The sequence below is a fragment of the Bradyrhizobium sp. SBR1B genome (assembly GCF_014198205.1).
Classification (GTDB): Bacteria; Pseudomonadota; Alphaproteobacteria; order Rhizobiales; family Xanthobacteraceae; genus Bradyrhizobium.
In genome coordinates this window covers 134,491-155,831 of record NZ_JACIHC010000020.1, presented here as the reverse complement: position 1 = coordinate 155,831, position 21,341 = coordinate 134,491, and the positions used below count along the sequence as shown (strand labels likewise).

Below are 21,341 nucleotides of genomic sequence, written 5' to 3'. Positions count from 1 at the left end.
CTGTATCTGAGCCCACTGCTTGTCGTTCAGCCAGAACAGTCCTTTGCGCATCGAAGTCCCCCGTGCCGAATCAACTCGGTGCGAGGGAATCAGAAACCGCTAATTAGGTACACACCCTAGTACCACGAACGAAGCGATCCCGATCGGCAGTCTCAGTGGGAGCCCCGGTCAATGCAGACCGCGGACACTTTCACACTGTCTGGCAGTTTGTGGATAGCCGTCGCGGCTCACACTGACTGCAACCATTGGGTCAAGAGACAATGACTGAGGAGACAATCCAATGAAGGCGATCGTTGTAACGGAACAGGCCGCGGGAACGGCGGGGATGAAGCTGGTGGACCGGCCCGAGCCGCAGGCTGCGATAAACGACGTCGTGGTTCAGGTTCATGCGTCGGGATTCGTCCCGACTGAGCTGACGTGGCCTTCGACCTGGACTGATCGCCTCGATCGCGACCGAACACCATCGATCCCTGGACACGAGCTGGCCGGAGTGGTCACTGCTCTTGGCTATGGAACGACAGGGCTGGTGTTGGGACAGCGGGTGTTCGGCCTGGCGGACTGGTATCGCGACGGCACGCTGGCCGAGTATGTGGCGATCGAGGCGCGCAATCTTGCGCCGCTGCCGGGCGACGTCGAGTTCACAGTGGGGGCGAGCCTGCCGATCTCGGGGCTGACCGCATGGCAAGGGCTGTTCCAGCATGGCCGTCTCAAATCGGGGCAGAGCATCCTGGCACACGGCGCGGCCGGCGCAGTCGGGTCGATGGTGACGCAACTCGCACGAGAGGCCGGCGCCTACGTCATCGGCACCGGACGCGCCGCTGACCGTCAGATGGTGCTCGATTTGGGCGCAAACGAGTTCGTCGACCTCGACAAAGACTCCCTGCAAGACGTCGGCAAGGTCGATCTGGTGTTCGATGTCATCGGCGGTGACATACAGAAGCGGTCGGTAGAACGCATTCGAGCCGGAGGAACATTGGTGACCATCGTCGGGCCGGCCGAGGCGCGGCCCTCCGATGGATTGGCGGTCGACTTCGTCGTCGAGGCGGACCGCGCCCAACTCAGTGAGATCGTCCAGCGGGCGCGGGACGGACGACTGCGGACGAACATCGGCAAGGTCTCGACCTTCGACGATGCGGTCGCCGCCTTAAATCCGACCGGGCGACGCAAGGGAAATACGATCATTCGCGTTCGTCCCTGAGGGAGCATGCTCATTGATGTCCGCAGCGCGCAGGATGGGGTGCACTTGCGAAACCCATCCTACGAGCCACGCCTCAGGCCGGCACGATCACCTTGCCGATCGGCCACAGCGCGATGCCTGCGAGCTTGAGATGGGCCCAGGCGAAGGGGATGCCGATGATGGTGATCGCGAGCGCCAGTGCGGTCAATAAGTGGCCGAGCGCCAGCCACCAGCCGGCGAGCACGAACCAGATGATGTTGCCGATCACGCCGAGCGGCCCGGTGCCGATATCCTCGACACCGGTCACGTCGTAGCGGCTGACCGCCCGCGAGCCGAACGGCAACAGCGTGTAGACGGCGATGTTGAACGCTGCCCGCGCCCAGGGCAGGCCGATGATGGTGATCGCCATGATGACCGCGGCGATCACCCAGCCGAACGCCATCCAGGCGCCGCCGAAGAGGATCCAGAGGATGTTGAGCAGCATGGAAACGGGGGTCATGGGATGATCCGGAGGTGGATGATCCCGTGCATATAGGCATGAAATCTGTCTCTGCTAAGATGGCCCCGATGTCCGATCCCCTCCAAGCTCATAATCCGTGACGCCGGCTGCGTTCGGCGCGCAGCGATGTGCCGACAAACCCAACATCCTCGATCCCGCGCGAGATCTCCTTTGAGCAGAGCCAAAGCGTCAGCGCGGCGGCGCCGATCGCGGCCAGCCCCGAGATGACAACAGGACTAGGGCAGAATGTGGCGAGTAAGTTGTCGAGCGGGACAGACCCGGTGGGCCAGCGCGGGCTGCAAGACGATGCCAGGGCCCAACCGGACAGCATCACGGCGGCCGCGTTCACACCGGCCAAAATCGCCACGACGATCGCAAGGCCCTTCTTGACGGAGAGTGCGAGATCAATCGTCTTCACGACGGCGCAATACGCGACCACGGCGACGAGAGCCGGGACCCATCCAGAACCCCCGGCTGCGATCGCCTGGGCCTGACCGCTCCAGGCCCACAGCGCAACGACGCACCCGAGCAGTGTCAGATTGACCTTCACGGCTTCGGGAAATTTGCAGCGAAGCACCCACACATTCGCTTTCTCGATCAGGTCCAGCACTGCGCAGGCGATCAGCCCGGCCGCAAAACCACCGAGATGCACGCCCCAGTCGATCCGCGAATTGCCGAGCGCAAACGCGATGTTCAATCCGATATTGATCGCGAAGAAGTCGAACCTGACGTCGAGCTTACCGAGGATCCACAGGCAGAGCAGCGCTCCGAGGATGCCTGAGGTGGCGCCGGACGCGCCGACCGTCAAATACGGCGTCGAATGGATGCCATTGCCGATGACGGCGCCGAACACCATCGCGCACAGGTAGATGACAAGGAAATAGGCCGGCCCGACCCGCCGCTCGAGATGTGCGCCCCACAGCACCAGGCACAGCATGTTCATGGTGAGGTGGACGAAATTGACGTGCAAGAAGCCATAGGCGACGAGGCGCCAGTATTCGTGCCGCGCGATCGCGGTCGCATACATGCCGCCGTAGCGATACAGCAACTCCGCCGGCGCCGCCGGACCGCCCGCCTGGATGAAACAGAACCCCGATGCGAGGACCGTCACCGTCATCAGCACGTAGACGGCGGCATGGGGGACTTCGAAGAAACCGGCACGGTATGAGGGCATGGATGATCGCAGGGGATTGGCGTGGGAACGCCAACCTAGCCGAGCCGCTCGATGATTGCTACTCCAACGCGTACCAGACGCCCCCGGCTACCGCCCCTCGAATTTCGGCTCGCGCTTCTCCATGAACGCCTTCATGCCCTCGGCCATGTCCTGGGTTTTGAACAGCGGCAGGAGCTGGAGATAGACGTGGTGGACGTGGTCGTGGAAATTCTCGTTCAGACCCATCCGCATCATGCGCTTGGAGGCCTGCACCGCCAGCGGCGCGTTGGAGGCGATCTCACGGGCGATGGCCGTGGCGCGGGTCATCAGCTCGGCATCCGGCACGACCTCATTCGCAAGGCCCCATTCCAGGCACTCGCGCGCGCTCAGCGTGCGACCGGTGAAGATCAGCTCGGCCGCCTTGGCCCAGCCGAGCATGCGCGGCAGCAGCCATGTGCCGCCGGATTCCGGCACCACGCCGCGCTTGACGAAGGCGGCCGCGAGCTTCGAGGACTCCGCCATGATGCGGATGTCGCAGCCGAGCGCGGTGTCCATGCCATAGCCGGCCGCGCCGCCGTTGACGGCGCAGATGGTCGGCTTGTCCATCGCCTGCAACATCGTCGGCGGCGTGTTGCGCAGGTTGATCGTGGTCGGCGAGGACGCCGCGCTGAGGCCGTTGCCGTCGCGCTCCTTGCGCAGGTCGAGCCCGGCGCAGAACGCCCTGCCCTTGCCAGTGAGGATGACGACGCGGACATTCTTGTCCTCGTTGGCCTCGGTCAAAAGGCGCGCGAGGTCGTTCAGCATCGGACCGGAGATGGTGTTCATGCGCTCCGGCGCGTTCAGGGTGATGGTCGCGATGTGGTCGGCGACGGTGTAGAGGACTTCGTTGGTGGCGTCGGTCATGACAGGTGTTTCCTTGTCCCTGATCTCATAGGGTGAGCAAAGGCGCGTTTGCGCCGTGCCCACCAATCTTTCCGGATCACATTCAGAACGTGGGCACGCTTCCGCCTTCGCTCTTCGAGCTACGGCGGACCAGTCGCTTTGCCCACCCTACGGCACCGCCTCAGATCTTCCGCCCCGCCTGCTCCCAATAGGGATCGCGGAGGCGGCGCTTGAAGATCTTGCCGGAATCTTCGCGCGGCAGGCCGCTGCGGATCTCGATGTGTTTTGGAACCTTGTAATCGGCCAGATGCGCCTTCAGCGCGGCGCGGACGTCGGCGGCTGCGAGCGCGACGCCGGCTTGCGGCTCCACCACGGCCATCAGCGCCTCGCCGAATTCGGCGTCAGGGATGCCGAACACCGCGCAATCATGCACGCCGGGGACAGCGTGCAGCACCGATTCGATCTCGGCCGGGTAGATGTTGACGCCGCCCGAGATCACCATGTCGCGCTTGCGGTCGCAGATGAAGACGTAGCCGTCCTCGTCGATGTAACCGACGTCGCCTGAGGTGATGAAGCCGTCGCGGTCGATCTCCGCGCGCTTCTCCGGCTTGTTGTGATAGGTGAAATCGGCAAGCGCGGCCATGCGGGAATAGATCTCGCCGATCTCGCCGACGCCGAGCACGCGGCCGTCCTCACCGAGGAAGCGCAGCTCGGCACCGGGCGAGATTTTGCCGACCGTGCCGGGCTTCTTCAGCGCGTCCTCGGAGGTCGCGAACGTCACCGCGCTGGACTCGGTCGAGCCGTAGAATTCGTAGATCACCGGCCCCCACCATTCGATCATGGCGCGCTTGACGTCGGCCGGACATGGCGCGGCGGCGTGGATGACGTGGCGCAGCGAGGAGACGTCGTACTTCCTCCGCACCGCCTCCGGCAGCTTCATCAGGCGGATGAACATGGTCGGCACCATGAAGATGGTGTCGATCTTGTACCGCTCGATCAGCTCGAGGAACTCTTCCGCCTCGAAGCGCGGCATCAGCACCAGCGCGCCGCCGAGCTTGCCGGCGCGGATGCCGAACGAATTCGGCGCGGAATGATACAGCGGGCCCGGCAGGATCGCGCGGGCGCCGGGCTTGAGCCCATAAATCATCGCGCGCATGCGTTCGCCCGCCGCCTGCTGCTCCGGCGTCGGAGCGTTGCGGCGTACGCCCTTGGGGTGGCCTGTCGTTCCCGAGGTATAGATCATGTTCATCGGCTGCGGCACGACCGGGCCGTCATAGGGCTGGAATTGCGCGAGCCAGGATTCGAAATCAATGGCGAAATCCGGCGTCTTCAGATGATCGGGATTGATCCTGTAGCTGGACAGGATCTCCGGCGGCGTCGGCACGCTGAGCACGGTGACGCCCTCAGGGATCGCATCGCGCAGGGCATGCAGCATGTCGGCGTGCCCGATCAGCACGGACGTGCCGGTGTCGTTCAGGATGTAGGTGATCTCTTCCGGCTTGAAGTGCCAGTTGATCGGAACGCCATAGGCCCCGAGGCGCATCGCGGCGTAGGCGGCCTCCAGGAAGGCGATGTCGTTGCGCATCAGCATGCAGACGCAATCGCCTTGGCGGACACCGATCCTGGCGAGGCCGGAGGCGATGCGGTCTGCGCGGGCTCCGACCTCAGTGTGGCTGCGGCGGCGGTCGCCGGAGACGATGCCGAGGAAGTGGGACGTTTCGCTCATTGTTGTTTTTCTTCTTGCTGGAGTTGCCCCTCATGGTGAGGAGGCGCGAAGCGCCGTCTCGAACCATGAGAGCCCGTGGCCATCCCTCGAGACGCCGCTGCGCGGCTCCTCGGGATGAGGACCGAGCTAATCCGCATACTTCGCCGCGCGCTTCTCCAGATTGGAGCGCACCGCTTCGGTCTGGTTGGCGCTGCCGATCAGCTTCTGCTGCTCGACCGACTCCGCCAGCAGTGCCGGACCTGGATCGACCGAGAGATTGTTCAGCAGCCGCTTGGCCGCGCGGATCGCATCGGGGCTTTTTCCCGCGATCTCGCGCGCGACTTCGAGCGCCGCCGCGCGCGGGTCGTCGCAGATGCGCGTGGCGAGGCCGTAGGTCATCGCCTCCTGCGCGGAGAAGATGCGGCCGGTGTAAGTGAGGTCGCGCAGGATGTCGTCGCGCACGAGGCTCGCAAGGATCGGCGTGCCCGCCATGTCAGGGACGAGCCCCCATTTGATCTCCATGATCGACATCCGCGCGTCCGCGGAGAGGAAGCGCATGTCGGCGCCGAGTGACAGCTGGAAGCCGCCGCCGAAGGCGACGCCATGCACGGCCGCAATCACGGGAACCGGAAGCTGACGCCAGCCCCACACCGCCTGCTGCGGGAAGTTCGCCTGGCCGTGGGTCCGCTTGGTGAGATCGCGATTTTCGCCACCCGGAATTCCATTGCCGCCCTTCTCCTTCATGGCGGCAAAACGCCCCATGTCGAGACCGGCACAGAAGGCGCGGCCCTCGCCGGAAAGGACCACAGCGCGCACGCTCTTGTCCTTCGAAAGCCGGTCGGTTGCGGCGACAAGGGCCTCGAACATCGCCTGATCCAGCGCATTCATCTTGTCGGCGCGCACCAGGCGCACGTCGGCGACGCCTTCCGAGATCGAGATCGAGACGCGCTCTTCCATGGATCAATTCTCCCCTGGTTCTTGCCTGTTCTTGTTCAGTGCCGCTTTACAGGACGCCGGCGGCCGGATTTAGTCAATCGACCAATTAACTGACATTCCGTACGGGAGAAACAGCCATGTTCAAGGAAAATCTTCTGGCCGGACGGCGCATTCTCGTGACCGGCGGCGGCACTGGACTCGGCAAGTCGATGGCGGCCCGCTTCCTCCAGCTCGGCGCCGAGGTGCATATCTGCGGCCGGCGCAAGATCGTATGCAACGAGACCGCGACCGAGCTGATGGATCTCTATGGCGGCCGCGTCACCAGCCACGGCGTCGACATCCGCAACGCACTCGCGGTCGAGGAGATGGTGGAGACCATCTTCCGCGACGCGCCGTTGACCGACCTCATCAACAACGCCGCCGGCAATTTCATCTCGCGCAGCGAGGAGCTGTCGCCGCGCGGCTTCGACGCCGTCGCCAACATCGTCATGCACGGTACGTTCTACGTGACGCAGGCGATCGGCAAGCGCTGGATCGCGGCCAAGCAGCCCGGCAACGTGGTGTCGATTACCACGACCTGGGTGCGCAACGGCTCGCCCTACGTGGTGCCGTCGGCGATGAGCAAGTCGGCGATCCATGCCATGACGATGTCGCTCGCGGCCGAATGGGGCCGCTACGGCATCCGCCTCAACACCATCGCGCCCGGCGAGATCCCGACCGAGGGCATGAGCAAGCGCATCAAGCCGGGTGACGAGGCCGGCGCACGCACCAAGGCGATGAACCCGATGGGCCGCGTCGGCACCATGGAGGAACTGCAGAACGTCGCGGTGTTCCTGATCTCCGGCGGCTGCGACTGGATCAACGGCGAGACCATCGCCATGGATGGCGCGCAAGCGCTCGCCATGGGCGGCAATTTCTACCAGCTCCGCGACTGGAGCGACGACGACTGGAAAACCGCGCGGGAGAGCATCATGGCGCAGAACGAGAAGGACCGGGCGAAGCGGGGGTAGTTGTCTGGCGCGAATGCGGGGCATGTAAGGGGCTGACGTCTTCGCCCCACCCTCACCTGTCGTCCCCGCGAAGGCGGGGACCCATAACCACAGGGAGGAGTGTGGCGCGAGACGGTAACTCCGAGTTATCGTAAAACTTCTCCCTGTGGCTATGGATCCCGGATCTGCGCGCTTGAAGCGCGCTTGTCCGGGACGACAGCCGGGCCCCATCTTGTCTTCACCCGCGGATGACGCCAAACTCCGCGGCATAAAAACAAGACTCCACGGGAGAAACATGTCCACACAGCCATTGGCAACTCTCGCCGACATGGTGCGCGAGCGCGCCAAAAGCCGCGGCAACGCCATCGCCTATGAGTTCGAGGGCCGCACCACCAGCTTTGCCGAATTCGATGCGAGGACCAACAAGGTCGCCAACGCGCTGATTGCGATGGGCGTCAACAAGGGCGACCGCATCGCCTATCTCGGCAAGAACAGCGACCTCTATTTCGAGCTGCTGATGGGCGCGATGAAGGCCGGCGTGGTGATGGCGCCAGTGAACTGGCGGCTCGCGGGACCCGAGGTCGCCTTCATCGTCGACGATTGCAAGGCCGCGGTGCTGTTCGTCGGGCCGGAGTTCATCACTCAGGTCCGCCAGATCAGGGACCAGCTACCGGGCGTGCGCACTGTCATCACCACCGAAGGCGGCGCGCCGGAATGGCAGGATTTTCCGGCCTGGCGCGATGCGCAGAGCGGTGACGATCCCGGGGTGCCGATCGCGACGCGCGACATCGCGATCCAGCTCTACACCTCGGGCACCACGGGCAAGCCGAAGGGCGCGATGCTGAGCCACGCCAACTTCCTCAACCTGGTGCAATCAGGCAATGCCGAGGACAAGCCGGAGTGGAACCGGTGGTCGACCGACGACGTCTCGCTGGTGGCGATGCCGGTCTTCCACATCGGCGGTTCCGGCTGGGGTGTGATGGGCCTATATCACGGCGCCCGCGGCGTGATCGCGCGCGAATTCGATCCGACCAAGATTCTGGATTTCTTCGAGCAGTCGGGCATCACAAAGCTGTTCATGGTGCCGGCGGCGATGCAGTTCGTGGTGCGGCAGCCACGCGCCAGGACGGTGGACTTTTCACGATTGAAATACATGCTCTATGGCGCCTCGCCCATACCGGCGGCGCTGCTGAAGGAGTGCATCGAGGTTTTCAAATGCGGCTTCGTGCAGCTGTATGGGATGACCGAGACCACGGGCACCATCGTCGCGCTGCCGCCAGAGGATCACGTCGAGGGGCTGGAGCGGATGCGCTCGGCGGGCAAGGCGCTGCCGGGTATCGAAATCGCAATCCTCGACCTCGACGGCAAGCCGTTGCCGCCACGAGAGGTCGGCGAGATCGCGACGCGCTCGGGCTCCAACATGGCGGGCTACTGGAATTTACCGGAGGCGACCGCCGCGACGCTTCGTTCCGACGGCTGGCTGCGCACCGGCGATGCCGGCTACATGGACGAGGACGGCTATCTCTACATCCACGACCGCATCAAGGACATGATCATCTCGGGCGGCGAGAACATCTATCCCGCCGAGGTCGAGAGCGCGCTGTGCGATCATCCTGATGTCGCCGAGGCCGCGGTGATCGGCGTGCCCGACGACAAATGGGGCGAGGCGGTGAAGGCCGTCGTGGTGATGAAGCCGGGCAAAGAGGCGAGCGTCACCGACATCATCAACTTCACCCGGACGCGCATCGCCGGTTACAAGACGCCGAAGAGCGTGGAGTTCCTGCCGGCGCTGCCGCGGAATCCGAGCGGCAAGATCCTGCGGCGGCAGTTGCGCGAGCCGTATTGGGCGGGGAAGGATCGACGGGTGAATTGATCCGCGGTGCCGTAGGGTGGGCAAAGGCGCAAAGCGCCGTGCCCACCATCTCGCTCCGTATTCAAGGTGTGGTGGGCACGCTTCCGCCTACGCTCTTCGAGCTACGGCGCGACAAGTCGCTTTGCCCACCCTACGATTGCAGTGCAAGCCTCAGTGCTTCCCCGGCCCCATATAGCCGAACAGGAACCCCGCCACCTTCCGCATCTGGATCTCCTCGCTCCCCTCGGTGATGCGATACCTGCGGTGATGGCGGTAGATGTGCTCGAACGGCTTGTGGCGTGAGTAGCCCATGCCGCCATGGACCTGCATGGCGCGGTCGGCGGATTCGCAAGCGAGGCGGTTTGCCCAGTAGTTGCACATCGAGACGCGATCCGAGAGCGTGCGCTCGATCTGCTCCTCGGTGAGCTGGTCCATCTCCCAGGCGGTCTTGCGGATCAGAAGGCGCAGCATCTCGGCCTGCGTCGCAAGCTCGACCAGCGGGAACTGGATCGCCTGGTTCTCGGCGAGCGCCCGTCCGAACGGCTTGCGCTCGCGCGCGTATTTCACACTCTCGTTGATGCAATAGACGGCCGCGCCGAGCGAGCTCGCAGCTTGGCGGATACGGTTCTGATGCACGAAACACTGCGCCAGCGACAGGCCGCGGCCGACCTCGCCGAACAGCGCGTCCTCCGGTACGAACACGTCGGTAAAGCTGACGCGGGGGTGGTCGGTCGGCATGTTGAAGGTCCACATATATTCCTCGACCTTGACGCCAGGGCTCTTGGCCGGCACCAGGAAGCAGGTGATGCCGCGGGCATCGCCGTCATTACCGCCAGTGCGCGCAAACAGCGCGCAGTGGGTGGCGACGTGCATGCCCGTGGTCCACATCTTCTCGCCGTTGATGATCCAGCCCTTGACGTTGTCGCGGATCGCCGGCACCGCGCGCGTCTCCATGTGGGTGGCGTCGGAGCCGTGATGCGGCTCGGTGAGGCCGAAGGTGATGCGGTACTTGCCCCTGATCGAGCCGTCGATCATCGCCTTCTGATCGTCGCGGCCATAGCGATCGAGCATGGTGACGACGGGGAAGTTGCCGACGATGGAATGCTCGTTCTGCAGATCGTTGTGCAGGCCGAGACCTTTTGCGGCAAAATGCTCGCGGATCACCGCCATCCAGAGATTGGAGCCATCCTTGCCGCCATATTGCCTCGGCACGGGAAAGCGCAGATGGCCGGCGGCATCCGCGAGATCTTTCGCCTTGCGCAGCAAAGCCTCCCATTCATGCCGCGGCAGGCCGCCATTCTCGAAATCGGTGCGCGCCCATTCACGGCGATGATCGAAGAAGCGGATGTTGTCGTCGGCCTCTTCCAGCGGCTTGATCTCGCGTTCGATGAAACGGTCGAGCTCTCCGAGATAGGCGACGAGATCGGCTGGCAATGAGAAATCCACAGGTTCTCTCCCGGATTGATTTTATCGTTTTGCGTTAAGGCGCTAGGCGCATTTCCGCTTCGTGCGATTAAGCTGAGAAGAGCGCGTGCAAGTCAAGCAAAGCGAGGCGTGTGACGCGCGCAAGGCGCACCAGCGCAATTCGATGGTGCCCCGGCGCCGACGCGCGGTAATATGCCGGCAATATTCCTTCGGAAGAAAATGCGGGAGCGCGCGATGGAGCTGAAATTCTCAAAGGTGGAACGCAAGGGGCCGATCACGATCGTCACGCTGTCGCGTCCCGAGGTCTACAACGCGCTGCACACCGATGCGCATTTCGAGCTGCAGAAGGTGTTCGACGATTTCTCCGCGGATGCCGAGCAGTGGGTCGCGATCGTCACCGGCGCCGGCGACAAGGCGTTCTGCGCCGGCAACGATCTGAAATGGCAGGCAGCGGGAGGAAAACGCGGCTGGGACAAGGGCGGCTTTGCCGGCCTCACCGCGCGCTTCGACTGCGACAAGCCGATCATCGCCGCGGTGAACGGCGTCGCGATGGGCGGCGGCTTCGAGATCGCGCTCGCGTGCGACCTCATCATCGCCTCGGAGAATGCGACTTTCGCCCTGCCCGAGCCGCGCGTCGGCCTTGCCGCGCTCGCCGGCGGCCTGCACCGGCTGCCGCGGCAGATCGGGCTGAAGCGCGCCATGGGCATGATCCTCACCGCACGCCATGTCAGCGCCAAGGAAGGTTTTGAGCTCGGCTTCGTCAACGAGGTGGTGCCGCAGGGCGAGGCGCTGTCGGGCGCGCTGCGCTGGGCGGACATGATCACCAAGAACTCGCCGATGTCGATCCGGGCCTCCAAGCAGGCGATCCAGAAGGGGCTCGGCGTCTCGCTGGAGCAGGCGATCGAGGAGCAGCGGGACTATCCGGCGGTGAAGGCGATGGCGGCCTCGCAGGATTACATCGAGGGCCCGAAGGCGTTCTCGGAGAAGCGGCCGCCGAAATGGGTGGGGAAGTAGGACCGTCCCTCCCGTCACGACAACGGATTTCGCCAACATAACCGCTGTCATGCCCCGGCTTGACCGGGGCATCCAGCACGCCGCGGCCTCTCAGTATATCGCTGCCCTCTCTGGAATACTGGATCGCCCGGTCAAGCCGGGCGATGACAGCGGAGAATGTGGCGCTGCCTACCCGCCTCGCCCCAGCTCCCGCTTGTACGAGGCGTAGTTCGGCTGATCGACCGCCAGCTTGTCCATCGTGGTCGCCCACAGGTGCTCGGCGAGGCCCGGTGTTGCGAGGTCGAGCTCGCTCTTGGCGATGCGCTCGGCGAGCGCGTGGTTGAGATCGGCGACCGAGCCGTCGATGCCGAGCAGCGAGCGCAGGCGCTCGACCTCCGCAGCATCACTCCCCTCCTCCCGCGTCAATTGCCGCGTGACGAGATCGAGAATGTTGATAGCGACGCGCAGCTTGAAGGCCTGGTGGCCGGAGATCAGCGGGGTGATGTCGTTGCGCAAGAAATCGGCGACTGACTTGGTCAGCTCGATCGGGGTCGGTTCGTCCTGCATCGCTCAGCTCCCGCGCGGCGCCAAGAGCCGCAACAGATCGATCTCGGTCTCGCTCGCGCGGCGGCCGATCATCGCGCGTTCCATGGAATGGTCAGGCCCCTCGCGAAAGCGCTGCATCATGCCGCCGCACATGATGCCCCAGCGCAGCGTGCCCATCACTTCCCAGAATTTCACGCGCGCGGGATCGACCTGGCGGCCCGCGGCCTCATAGCCCGCGAACAGCTCCTCGCGCGAGCCAAAGCCGCCGACGGGCTTGTCGATCTCGCCGAAACGCCAGGAGTTGACGCAGACCCAGCCGAGATCCTCCATGGGATCGCCGAGATGGGCGAGCTCCCAGTCGAGCACGGCGCGGACGCCATCGCGGCCGATGATGAGATTGCCGTTGCGGAAATCGCCGTGCACCAGCGTCTCCTCGGCCGACGGACCCGGATCGTTGTCGCGCAGCCAGCGCAGCGCCAGCTCGAACACCGGCTTCGGCCAGTTCAGGCTGCGATAATCGCGCTCGAACTCGGAAATCTCCTGGGTCGCCGACCTGCTGCGCAGCTCGGGCAGCTTGTCCTTTGGCAGCCTATGAAGGCCAGCAAGAATGCCGCCGATCTGCCGCGCCAGATGCGGCCGCGCCGCCGCATATTCGTCATCGCGAAGAATCTTGCGCGCGATGGTCTCGCCCTCGACCCTTTGCATGATGAAGCCGGTGCCGAGATCATCCTCCGGCACGAGCACATGCATCACGCGCGGCGACGGCACGCCGGCCTCATAAGAGAGCTGCATCAGCTGCGCTTCAGCCGCAAGACCCGCCGCGCGCGTCGGCGCTGCGCCATAACCCTTCGGCGAGCGGCGCAGGATCGCGCCGATCCCGCCATCGGGATGCGTGATGTCGAAGCGCCAGGTTTCCTGACTGGCGCCGCCTGACAATCTGGCCGCGCCGGTGATGCCGGTCGCGCCCTTGCACCAGCGCCGGACGCTGCGTGAAAGCTCGGCTTCGATCATTTGCCTTTGAACTGCGCGGGACGCTTCTCCAGGAACGCGCCGACGCCCTCGCGGAAATCCTGGGTGTCGCCGGCCCGAAGCTGGCACTGGAATTCGAGATTGAGCTGATCCTCGAAGGAGTTTTCGGGGCTGTCCCAATAGAGCTTGCGGATCAGCGACAGCGCCACCGTCGGGCCGCTGGCAAGATCGCGCGCGAGCTTCATGGCCTCCTCCATCAGCACGCCGTCGTCATAGACGCGGTTGACGAGGCCCCATTCCAGCGCCTTCTCGGCCGGCAGCCGCTCGCCCATCAACGACAATTCGATTGAGCGCGCGCGGCCGACGAGGCGCGGCAACAGCCAGGTCGAGCCGCAATCCGGCACGAGGCCGATGCGGCGGAAAGCCTGCAGGAAGTAGGACGAACGCGCGCATAAAATCATGTCGCCGAGCAGCGCGAAGCTCATGCCGGCGCCCGCCGCCGGGCCGTTGACCGCGGTCACGATCGGGCAATGCAGATTGCGAATGCGGCGCAGGAACGGGTGAAAGCCGGTCTCCAGCGTCAGGCCGGCCTTGGTCTTCTTCGACTGGTTGTTGCGCCCTTGCAGATTGGCGCCGGTGCAGAACGCGCGGCCCGCGCCGGTCAGCACCACGCAGCGCACCTCGTCCTTCTTCTCCTCGATCGCATCGAGCGCCTCGGCGAGACCACCCAGCATGTCCACGGAGACCGCGTTCATCACCTCCTGATGGTCGAGCCTGAGGACCGCGACCGAGCCATCGAAATCGAGCGTGACGTGTTTGAACTGCATGGTTTCCTCGTGAGTTGCGGCCTGCGTCAGTTTCGCAGACCGGAATTCGTTTTGTCGGGGCGCATATTTGATTTTTGGCGCGGTCTTGTCCATGGTGATCAGAGCATAGCAAGCAATCTTGCGCGCAGCGGCTGATGCGCCGATACCCAAAAACAGGAAACGCGCCATGAACCTTTTCGACCTCTCCGGCCGCGTCGCCGTGATCACCGGCGGCAATGGCGGCATCGGCCTCGGCATTGCACAGGCGCTCGCCGGCCAGGGTTGCAACGTCTCGATCTGGGGCCGCAATGCCGACAAGAACAAGGCTGCTGCCGCGAGCATGGCGGGGCTATCAGGCAAGGTCGATGCCCGGGTCTGCGACGTTACCGATCCGGCTTCGGTCAACGCCGCGATGAAGGCGACCCTCGACATTTTCGGCCGGGTCGACGGCTGCTTCGCCAATGCCGGCATCGGCGGCGGCGGCCGGCGTTCCTTCATCGAGCGCACCGAGGAAGAATGGCGCACGATGTTTGCGACCAATCTCGACGGCGTGTTCCACGCCTTCCAGGCCGCGGCAAGACACATGACCGACCGCGCCAATGCCGGTGATCCCTTCGGCCGGCTGGTGGCAACCTCCAGCCTCGCCTCGATCTTCGGCACCGCGCGCAACGAGCATTATGCCGCGACCAAGGCCGCGATCAACGCGCTGGTGCGCGCGCTCGGCGTCGAGCTGGCGCGCCATGGCGTCACCGCGAACGCGATCCTGCCGGGCTGGATCAAGAGCGACATGACGTCGGGTCTCATGACCAACGAAAAATTCGTCGCCAACGTCATGCCCCGCATTCCGGTGCGTCGCTTCGGCGAGGCATCCGATTTCGGCGGCATCGCGGTGTATCTGATGAGCAAGGCGTCGTCGTATCATACGGCCGATACGTTCGTGATCGACGGCGGCTATACCGCGTTTTGATTTTCGTAGCCCGGATGGAGCGCAGCGCAATCCGGGACAGCCAAAAGCAAGCAAGACCCGGATTTCGCTGCGCTCCATCCGGGCTACAACATTGAGGGAATGGGCAAATGTTCTCACACATCATGATCGGCACCAACGACCTCGACAAGGCCAAGTCGTTCTACGACGACCTGCTGAGCACGCTCGAAGTGCGGCCGGCCAGGGTCGACGGCCACCGTATCTTCTACATCACCAAGACCGGCGTGTTCTCGGTGTCGAAGCCGATCAACGGCGAGCCGGCGACCTGCGCGAATGGCGGCACCATCGGCTTTGCCTGCAATTCGCCGGAGCAGGTCGATGCGTGGCACGCGGCTGGCGTCGCAGCCGGCGCAAAATCGATCGAGGATCCGCCGGGCATCCGCCAGGGCCCGGGCGGCAAACTGTATCTCGCCTATTTGCGTGACCTCGACGGCAACAAGATCTGCGCGATGCATCGGATGCCGGCGTGATCTAGCCACATCCTCGATGTCATTCCCCGCGAAAGCGGGGAATCCAGTACGCCGCGGCTTCTCGATTCAATCACTGCCGCCTCTGGGATACTGGATCGCCCGATCAAGTCGGGCGATGACAACGGAGAGTGAGGCTCGCGCCTGCCGCCTCACTCCACCCCATTCAAACAACATTTCAAACGCCCTCGCGATATTCCATCGCGTGGCATGGCTCCGCATGAAAAATGCGCGCTCGCACTTTGGCCGCGCTGCGACTATTCTTGCGCCCAGAATGATCTCAGCGTCCCCGGGAGGAACAATGACAAAACACACCTATATTCCCCGCACCACCAACTACACCCTCAATCCCGGCGACGAGCTCAACGACCTCCGGATGTCGGACCAGGTCCGGCCGCTCTACGATCACGTCAAGAAGTTCATCCGCGACACCGTCGAGCCGATGTCGATCGAGTTCGCCAAGGCCGGCGAAGGCAAGGAGGACCGCTGGAGCTTCACGCCGAAGCAGCTCGAGGTGCTGGAGAAGGCCAAGAACAAGGCCAAGCAGGAGGGCCTCTGGAACTTCTTCCTGCCCGACGACGAGACCGGCCAGGGCCTGAAGAATCTCGACTACGCCTATATCGCCTCCGAGCTCGGCAAGAGCCCGCTGGCGTCCGAGAGCATGAACTGCTCGGCGCCGGACACCGGCAACATGGAGGTGCTGGAGCGCGTCGGCACCAAGGAGCAGAAGGAGAAGTGGCTGAAGCCGCTGCTCAACGGCGAGATCCGCTCGGCCTATGTCATGACCGAGCCGAACGTCGCCTCCTCCGATGCCAAGAACATCTCGACGACGGCAAAGCTCGTCGGCGACGAATGGGTGATCAACGGCGAGAAATACTACATCTCCGGCGTCGGCGATCCCCGCTGCAAGATCCTGATCGTGATGGTGAAGACCAATCCGGACGCGGCGCCGAGCAAGCAGCAGTCGCAGATCCTGGTGCCGCGCGACACGCCCGGCGTCGAGGTGCTCGGGCCCATGTATGTGTTCGGCCAGGACCACGCCCCGCGCGGCCACATGCACATGCGCTTCAACAATGTGCGGGTGCCGAAGGAGAACATGCTGCTCGGCGAAGGCCGCGGCTTCGAGATCTCGCAGCTCCGCCTCGGACCCGGCCGCATCCATCACTGCATGCGCACCATCGGCAAGGCCGAGAAGGCGCTCGATCTGATGGTGCAGCGTGGCCTCACCCGCGAAGCCTTCGGCAAGAAGATCGCCCATCTCGGCGGCAACATGCAGATCATCGCCCAGGCGCGCTGCGAGATCGAGGCGATGCGGCTGATGGTGCTGAAGGCCGCCAAGGCGATGGACGTGCTCGGCAACAAGGAGGCCCGCGTCTGGGTCTCCATGGTCAAGGCCATGGTGCCGGAGCGCGCCTGCAAGATCATCGACCAGGCGATCCAGATGCACGGCGCCACCGGCATCTCGCACTGGACCCCGCTCGCCGAGATGTATCAGGACGTCCGCCATCTGCGCTTTGCGGACGGCCCGGACGAGGTGCACTGGATGGTGGTCGGACGCCACGAGCTGAGCATGGCGTAAAAGGTCTCTCCTCTTCCCGCTCGGGAAGAGCCGTAGGGTGGGCAAAGGCGCGCACTTCGCGCGCCGTGCCCACCGTCGCGACCTCGCAAGGAATGGTGGGCACGCTTCGCTTTGCCCACCCTACGAAGATCGTAGGGCGGATTAGCGAAGCGTAATCCGCCGAACTTTCGTGTGACGAAGATGGCGGATTACGCCTGCGGCTAATCCGCCCTACGCGCCTGGATCAGCCTTCGTAGGGTGGGCAAAGGAGCGTCAGCGACGTGCCCACCATCCCTCCATGTTGCGCTGGAAACCGTGGGCGCGCTTCGCTTTGCCCACCCTACTGCATCGGTGAGCGACGTTACGCAGTCTTCGCCGCTTCGACCTTGTCCTGCGTCTTCGTCTCGAAATCGCTCGCATCGTGCCGCTCGTGCAGCTGGCTGGCGGGATCGCCGGAGACACGGTTGACCATGCGGCCGCGTTTCACGGCGGGGCGCTGCGCGATCTGGTCGGTCCAGCGCTGCACGTTCTTGTAGTCCTGCACCGAGAGGAATTCGCCGGCGCCATAGACCAGCCCCTTGGCGAGCGCGCCGTACCAGGGCCACACCGCCATGTCGGCGATGGTATACTCCTTGCCGCCGAGATATTCGTTGTCGGCAAGGCGCCGGTCGAGCACGTCGAGCTGGCGCTTGGTCTCCATCGCGAAACGGTCGATGGCGTATTCGATCTTGAACGGCGCATAGGCGTAGAAATGGCCAAAGCCGCCGCCGAGATAGGGCGCGCTGCCCATCTGCCAGAACAGCCAGGACATCGCCTCGGTGCGGCTCTTGATGTCCTTCGGCAGGAAGGCGCCGAACTTCTCGGCGAGATAAAGCAGGATCGAGCCGGACTCGAACACCCGGATCGGCTCCGGACCGGAGCGGTCCATCAGCGCGGGGATCTTGGAGTTCGGGTTGATGTCGACGAAGCCGCTGCCGAACTGGTCGCCGTTGCCAATTCTGATCAGCCAGGCGTCGTATTCGGCCCCCTTGTGGCCGAGCGCCAGAAGCTCCTCCAGCATCACCGTGACCTTCACCCCGTTCGGCGTCGCCAGCGAATAGAGCTGGAAGGGATGCTTGCCTACCGGCAGCTCCTTGTCGTGGGTCGGACCGGCGATCGGGCGGTTGATGCTGGCGAACTGCCCGCCATTTTCCTTGTTCCAGGTCCAGACTTTGGGCGGCACGTAGGCGGGGGTATCGGTCATGCGAGGAGCTCCGGCGGAAAGATGCGCCTGCATTAATTAGCCCGCGAATGGCCGATGACAAGCCCTCCGAGTTGCATTGCCGGGCGGGGCATCTCACCGTTTCGTCATGGCAGGCTCCTCCCGTCATCCGGCCGCCCGCAGGGCGAGCTCGGAATGACGGCGTCAACTGGGACGCAGCGGCCTTCGGGTAGAGCGCGACGCCTACACACAAGATGCCTCGCCGAATCCGGCCTGTCATCGCCAGTGACGATCGGCTAGCGTCACCTTGCTTCGCGCGAAAGCAACGAGAACGCGAAGACCGCCGGGAGAGAGAGCCATGAAATCGCCGATCTGCGACATGCTGGGCATCGAGTTCCCGCTGCTGGCCTTCAGCCATTGCCGCGACGTCGTCGCCGCCGTCAGCCGCGCCGGCGGCTTCGGTGTGCTTGGTGCCACCGTGCACACGCCCGATACGCTCGAACGCGAGCTGAAATGGATCGACGATCACGTCGACGGCAAGCCCTACGGCATCGACGTGCTGATCCCCGAGAACATCTCGACCTCGGGCGAGAAGGACGTCACCTGGAAGAGCCTGGAGGCGCGCGTGCCGCAGGAGCACCGCGCCTACACGCGCGAGCTCCTGAAGAAGTACGACATCGAGCTGACGACCACGGAGGTCGCAGCCGATCAGCCGCAGCCGTTCGACGGAAAGACGGCGCTGCAATTGCTCGAGGTGTCCTTCAATCATCCGATCCGCCTGATCGCCAATGCGCTGGGCGTGCCGCCGAAGGCGATGATCGAGATGGGCAAGAAACACGGCGTGCCGGTCGCAGCGCTGGTCGGCGCCAAGGAGCACGCGCTGCGCCAGGTCGCGGCCGGCGTCGACATCCTCGTCGTGCAGGGCACCGAGGCTGGCGGGCATTGCGGCGAGGTCTCGACCATGGTGCTGGTGCCCGAGGTGATCAAGGCGATCAAGCCCATCCGCGACGTGCCGGTGCTGGCGGCCGGCGGCATCATGACGGGTCGGCAGATGGCGGCGTGCATGGCGATGGGCGCGGCCGGCGCCTGGACCGGCTCGGTGTGGCTTGCGACGGTGGAAGCCGAGACCACGGAGATCTTTCGCGAGAAGATGATCGCGGCCTCTTCCCGTGATGCAGTCCGCTCGAAAGGCCGCACCGGCAAGCCGGCGCGGCAGCTCCGCTCGGTCTGGACCGATGCCTGGGACCGCGCGCCGGACAGCCCCGGCGCACTGCCGATGCCGCTGCAGAGCATCGTCAGCCGCGATGCCTTCAATTCGATCGACCGCGCGGCGGCGAGCGGCAACGCCAAGGCGCGCGATCTCGTCAGCTATTTCGTCGGCCAGGGCGTCGGGCTCATCGACAGCGTGAAGTCGGCGGGCGCGGTGGTGCAGGAGTTCAAGGAAGATTTCGCCGAAGCCGTCGAGCACATGAATGCGCTGGTGGCGGAGTGATGGAGTGTGTAGCCCGAGTGTCGCCCGCAGCCCATCCTTCGAGGCTCGCCAAGCGCCGCAAGCGTCGCTCGGCTCGCACCTCAGGATGACGCCTCCTCCGTAGCCGTCACCCTGAGGTGGCCGCTTCTTCAGCGGCCCTCGAAGGGCGACGGCGTGCCAAGAATCTGAAACGTGAAGCAAGAAGAAATGACCAATTCCCCTACCTCCGAAGACCGCATCCCCGTCATCGTCGGCATCGGCGAGATTGTCGATCGCCCGAAAGACATCACTGACGGCCTTGAGCCGCTCGACCTGCTGGAGCAGGCACTGCGGCGCGCGGAAACAGATGCCGGCGCAAAGTTGCTCGGCGAGGTGCAGTCGCTCGACGTCGTCAACTTCCTGAGCTGGCGCTACCGCGATCCGGAGCAGCTGTTGGCGCAGCGCCTCGGCATCACGCCCGCGCATTGCTATTACGGCCCGGTCGGCGGCGAGAGCCCGATCCGCTACATCCACGAAGCCGCCAAGCGCATCGCACGCGGCGAATGCACCGTGGCCGCGGTCTGCGGTGCCGAGGCGCAGTCGACTGCAACCAAGGCGGAGCGCGCTGGCGCCAAATTGCCGTGGACGCCGTTCGCCCATGATGTCGAGGAGCCCAAGCGCGGCGCGGCATTCCAGAAGCCGCTGGCGGTGAAGCTCGGCGTGTTTCGCCCCGTCACCGTCTATCCGTTCTACGAAGCCGCCTCCTCCGCGCATTGGGGCCAGACGCCGCACGAGGCCATGGCGGAATCCGGCACGCTGTGGTCGCGCTATTCGGAAGCCGCCGCGCAAAATCCCAATGCCTGGCTGAAGCGGCGTTATGCGCCCGAGGAGATCACGACGCCGACCGCGGACAACCGGCTGATCGCGTGGCCCTACAACAAGCTGATGGTCGCCAACCCCAGCGTCAACATGGGCGGTGCGCTGCTGCTCACCAGCCTCGCCAAGGCGCGTGCGCTCGGCATCGCGGAAGACAGGCTGGTCTATCCGCTCGGCGGCGCCTCGGCGGAGGAGCCACGCGACTATCTGTTGCGCGACCAGTTCTACGAGAGCCATCCGCAGAACGCGGTGCTGAACGCGGTGATGGACCTTGCCGGCGGCGACGCCAAGAACTTCGACGCCATCGAGCTCTATAGCTGCTTCCCCTGCGTACCCAAGATGGCGCGGCGAACGCTTGGCCTTGGCGCCGACGTGCAACCGACCGTAACCGGCGGCCTCACCTTCTTCGGCGCGCCGCTCAACACCTACATGACGCATGCGGCCTGCGCGATGGTGCGGCGTGTGCGCGAGGGCGCAAAACTTGGCCTTCTCTACGGCCAGGGCGGCTTCGTTACCAAGCATCACGCGCTGGTGGTGGCGAAGGCGGGGCCGCGCCAGGCGTTGGCGCAGGAGACGAGTGTGCAGGGCGAGGCCGACCGCAACAAGCGCGCGGTGCCGGAGTTCGTGACTGAGGCAAGCGGCAAGGGCAAGGTCGAGAGCTTCACGGTGCTCTACGGCCGCGGCGGCGAGGTCGAGCATGGCGTGGTGATGCTGCGGACGGAAGATGACAGGCGCACGCTGGCGCGGATTCCGGCGGGCGATAGCGCCACGCTGGCGCATCTACTCAACATGGACCGCACGCCGGTGGGATCGCTCGGCGAGATCGCAATGGCGGCGGATGGCGTGCCGGAGTGGAAGGTTTCGTAGGGTGG

The 21,341-nt window shown here is 64.7% G+C and carries 19 protein-coding genes; 9 read left to right on the top strand and 10 right to left on the bottom strand.

Features of this window, described 5'->3' with window-relative positions:
• Positions 1 to 280: 280 nt before the first annotated feature.
• A complete protein-coding gene (locus GGD61_RS34025; protein ID WP_092259426.1) occupies positions 281 to 1,198 on the top strand; it encodes an NADP-dependent oxidoreductase in 918 nt (305 codons plus the stop codon).
• 73 nt (positions 1,199 to 1,271) lie between these two features.
• Here GGD61_RS34025 and GGD61_RS34020 read toward each other — a convergent pair whose 3' ends face one another.
• From GGD61_RS34020 to GGD61_RS34000, 5 genes are all read right to left on the bottom strand, one after another.
• Entirely contained in the window at positions 1,272 to 1,676 is a 405-nt protein-coding gene (locus tag GGD61_RS34020; protein ID WP_018315647.1) for a YccF domain-containing protein, read from the bottom strand.
• Between the two features lie 88 nt (positions 1,677 to 1,764).
• Positions 1,765 to 2,850 carry a rhomboid family intramembrane serine protease gene (locus GGD61_RS34015; RefSeq protein WP_092259429.1) on the bottom strand — a complete coding sequence of 362 codons (1,086 nt, stop codon included), beginning with the start codon at positions 2,848 to 2,850 and terminating at the stop codon, positions 1,765 to 1,767.
• A gap of 87 nt (positions 2,851 to 2,937) precedes the next feature.
• The gene (locus GGD61_RS34010) at positions 2,938 to 3,732 is read right to left on the bottom strand and encodes an enoyl-CoA hydratase/isomerase family protein (RefSeq protein WP_183231924.1); all 795 of its coding nucleotides are present in this window, start codon (positions 3,730 to 3,732) and stop codon (positions 2,938 to 2,940) included.
• A gap of 160 nt (positions 3,733 to 3,892) precedes the next feature.
• Positions 3,893 to 5,437, bottom strand: a complete 1,545-nt coding sequence (locus GGD61_RS34005) for an acyl-CoA synthetase (RefSeq protein ID WP_092259435.1) — start codon at positions 5,435 to 5,437, stop codon at positions 3,893 to 3,895.
• Between the two features lie 126 nt (positions 5,438 to 5,563).
• Complete coding sequence (locus GGD61_RS34000; protein WP_092259438.1) at positions 5,564 to 6,373, bottom strand: crotonase/enoyl-CoA hydratase family protein; 810 nt, start codon at positions 6,371 to 6,373, stop codon at positions 5,564 to 5,566.
• A gap of 116 nt (positions 6,374 to 6,489) precedes the next feature.
• Here GGD61_RS34000 and GGD61_RS33995 point away from each other — a divergent pair, with 116 nt between their 5' ends.
• On the top strand, positions 6,490 to 7,362 hold the full coding sequence (locus GGD61_RS33995; protein ID WP_092259441.1) for an SDR family oxidoreductase: 873 nt from the start codon (positions 6,490 to 6,492) through the stop codon (positions 7,360 to 7,362).
• A 274-nt stretch (positions 7,363 to 7,636) separates the two neighbouring features.
• Positions 7,637 to 9,214: a fatty acid--CoA ligase gene (locus GGD61_RS33990; protein WP_092259444.1), complete on the top strand. Its 1,578-nt coding sequence runs from the start codon at positions 7,637 to 7,639 to the stop codon at positions 9,212 to 9,214.
• A 150-nt stretch (positions 9,215 to 9,364) separates the two neighbouring features.
• Here the strand turns inward: GGD61_RS33990 and GGD61_RS33985 are convergent, their stop codons facing one another.
• Entirely contained in the window at positions 9,365 to 10,639 is a 1,275-nt protein-coding gene (locus GGD61_RS33985; protein ID WP_092259447.1) for an acyl-CoA dehydrogenase family protein, read from the bottom strand.
• A 213-nt stretch (positions 10,640 to 10,852) separates the two neighbouring features.
• On the opposite strand from GGD61_RS33985, the gene GGD61_RS33980 reads away from it, so the two are divergent.
• Complete coding sequence (locus tag GGD61_RS33980) at positions 10,853 to 11,632, top strand: enoyl-CoA hydratase-related protein (protein WP_092259450.1); 780 nt, start codon at positions 10,853 to 10,855, stop codon at positions 11,630 to 11,632.
• A gap of 168 nt (positions 11,633 to 11,800) precedes the next feature.
• On the opposite strand, the gene GGD61_RS33975 is transcribed toward GGD61_RS33980, so the two are convergent.
• The 3 genes from GGD61_RS33975 to GGD61_RS33965 are packed head-to-tail and all read right to left on the bottom strand — an operon-like array spanning position 11,801 to position 13,953.
• Positions 11,801 to 12,178 carry a DUF6285 domain-containing protein gene (locus tag GGD61_RS33975; protein ID WP_092259453.1) on the bottom strand — a complete coding sequence of 126 codons (378 nt, stop codon included), beginning with the start codon at positions 12,176 to 12,178 and terminating at the stop codon, positions 11,801 to 11,803.
• Positions 12,179 to 12,181: 3 nt separating this feature from the next.
• Complete coding sequence (locus GGD61_RS33970) at positions 12,182 to 13,168, bottom strand: phosphotransferase family protein (RefSeq protein WP_183231923.1); 987 nt, start codon at positions 13,166 to 13,168, stop codon at positions 12,182 to 12,184.
• The gene (locus GGD61_RS33965) at positions 13,165 to 13,953 is read right to left on the bottom strand and encodes an enoyl-CoA hydratase/isomerase (protein WP_038947737.1); all 789 of its coding nucleotides are present in this window, start codon (positions 13,951 to 13,953) and stop codon (positions 13,165 to 13,167) included. The genes GGD61_RS33970 and GGD61_RS33965 overlap by 4 nt, the downstream gene beginning before the upstream one ends.
• A gap of 166 nt (positions 13,954 to 14,119) precedes the next feature.
• On the opposite strand from GGD61_RS33965, the gene GGD61_RS33960 reads away from it, so the two are divergent.
• The 3 genes from GGD61_RS33960 (at position 14,120) to GGD61_RS33950 (ending at position 16,963) form a co-directional block, all read left to right on the top strand.
• The gene (locus GGD61_RS33960; RefSeq protein ID WP_183231922.1) at positions 14,120 to 14,899 is read left to right on the top strand and encodes an SDR family NAD(P)-dependent oxidoreductase; all 780 of its coding nucleotides are present in this window, start codon (positions 14,120 to 14,122) and stop codon (positions 14,897 to 14,899) included.
• A gap of 107 nt (positions 14,900 to 15,006) precedes the next feature.
• Entirely contained in the window at positions 15,007 to 15,387 is a 381-nt protein-coding gene (locus tag GGD61_RS33955) for a VOC family protein (RefSeq protein ID WP_092259462.1), read from the top strand.
• A 298-nt stretch (positions 15,388 to 15,685) separates the two neighbouring features.
• Positions 15,686 to 16,963 carry an acyl-CoA dehydrogenase family protein gene (locus GGD61_RS33950; RefSeq protein WP_028143270.1) on the top strand — a complete coding sequence of 426 codons (1,278 nt, stop codon included), beginning with the start codon at positions 15,686 to 15,688 and terminating at the stop codon, positions 16,961 to 16,963.
• Between the two features lie 340 nt (positions 16,964 to 17,303).
• Here the strand turns inward: GGD61_RS33950 and yghU are convergent, their stop codons facing one another.
• Complete coding sequence (gene yghU / locus GGD61_RS33945) at positions 17,304 to 18,185, bottom strand: glutathione-dependent disulfide-bond oxidoreductase (RefSeq protein ID WP_092259468.1); 882 nt, start codon at positions 18,183 to 18,185, stop codon at positions 17,304 to 17,306.
• Positions 18,186 to 18,501: 316 nt separating this feature from the next.
• On the opposite strand from yghU, the gene GGD61_RS33940 reads away from it, so the two are divergent.
• Positions 18,502 to 19,635: a nitronate monooxygenase gene (locus GGD61_RS33940; protein WP_018315632.1), complete on the top strand. Its 1,134-nt coding sequence runs from the start codon at positions 18,502 to 18,504 to the stop codon at positions 19,633 to 19,635.
• 186 nt (positions 19,636 to 19,821) lie between these two features.
• Entirely contained in the window at positions 19,822 to 21,336 is a 1,515-nt protein-coding gene (locus GGD61_RS33935) for an acetyl-CoA acetyltransferase (protein ID WP_183231921.1), read from the top strand.
• The last annotated feature ends 5 nt before the right edge of the window (positions 21,337 to 21,341 follow it).

Excerpts from the sequence above, each read along its gene's own strand:
- GGD61_RS34010 (WP_183231924.1), bottom strand. The coding sequence starts at position 3,732 with ATGACCGACGCCACCAACGAAGTCCTCTACACCGTCGCCGACCACATC.
- GGD61_RS33970 (WP_183231923.1), bottom strand. The coding sequence starts at position 13,168 with ATGATCGAAGCCGAGCTTTCACGCAGCGTCCGGCGCTGGTGCAAGGGC.
- GGD61_RS34020 (WP_018315647.1), bottom strand. The coding sequence starts at position 1,676 with ATGACCCCCGTTTCCATGCTGCTCAACATCCTCTGGATCCTCTTCGGC.
- GGD61_RS34015 (WP_092259429.1), bottom strand. The coding sequence starts at position 2,850 with ATGCCCTCATACCGTGCCGGTTTCTTCGAAGTCCCCCATGCCGCCGTC.
- GGD61_RS33995 (WP_092259441.1), top strand. The coding sequence starts at position 6,490 with ATGTTCAAGGAAAATCTTCTGGCCGGACGGCGCATTCTCGTGACCGGC.
- GGD61_RS33990 (WP_092259444.1), top strand. The coding sequence starts at position 7,637 with ATGTCCACACAGCCATTGGCAACTCTCGCCGACATGGTGCGCGAGCGC.
- GGD61_RS33955 (WP_092259462.1), top strand. The coding sequence starts at position 15,007 with ATGTTCTCACACATCATGATCGGCACCAACGACCTCGACAAGGCCAAG.
- GGD61_RS33965 (WP_038947737.1), bottom strand. The coding sequence starts at position 13,953 with ATGCAGTTCAAACACGTCACGCTCGATTTCGATGGCTCGGTCGCGGTC.
- GGD61_RS33975 (WP_092259453.1), bottom strand. The coding sequence starts at position 12,178 with ATGCAGGACGAACCGACCCCGATCGAGCTGACCAAGTCAGTCGCCGAT.
- GGD61_RS34005 (WP_092259435.1), bottom strand. The coding sequence starts at position 5,437 with ATGAGCGAAACGTCCCACTTCCTCGGCATCGTCTCCGGCGACCGCCGC.
- GGD61_RS33950 (WP_028143270.1), top strand. The coding sequence starts at position 15,686 with ATGACAAAACACACCTATATTCCCCGCACCACCAACTACACCCTCAAT.
- GGD61_RS33960 (WP_183231922.1), top strand. The coding sequence starts at position 14,120 with ATGAACCTTTTCGACCTCTCCGGCCGCGTCGCCGTGATCACCGGCGGC.
- GGD61_RS34025 (WP_092259426.1), top strand. The coding sequence starts at position 281 with ATGAAGGCGATCGTTGTAACGGAACAGGCCGCGGGAACGGCGGGGATG.
- GGD61_RS34000 (WP_092259438.1), bottom strand. The coding sequence starts at position 6,373 with ATGGAAGAGCGCGTCTCGATCTCGATCTCGGAAGGCGTCGCCGACGTG.
- GGD61_RS33935 (WP_183231921.1), top strand. The coding sequence starts at position 19,822 with ATGACCAATTCCCCTACCTCCGAAGACCGCATCCCCGTCATCGTCGGC.
- GGD61_RS33940 (WP_018315632.1), top strand. The coding sequence starts at position 18,502 with ATGAAATCGCCGATCTGCGACATGCTGGGCATCGAGTTCCCGCTGCTG.
- GGD61_RS33980 (WP_092259450.1), top strand. The coding sequence starts at position 10,853 with ATGGAGCTGAAATTCTCAAAGGTGGAACGCAAGGGGCCGATCACGATC.
- yghU (WP_092259468.1), bottom strand. The coding sequence starts at position 18,185 with ATGACCGATACCCCCGCCTACGTGCCGCCCAAAGTCTGGACCTGGAAC.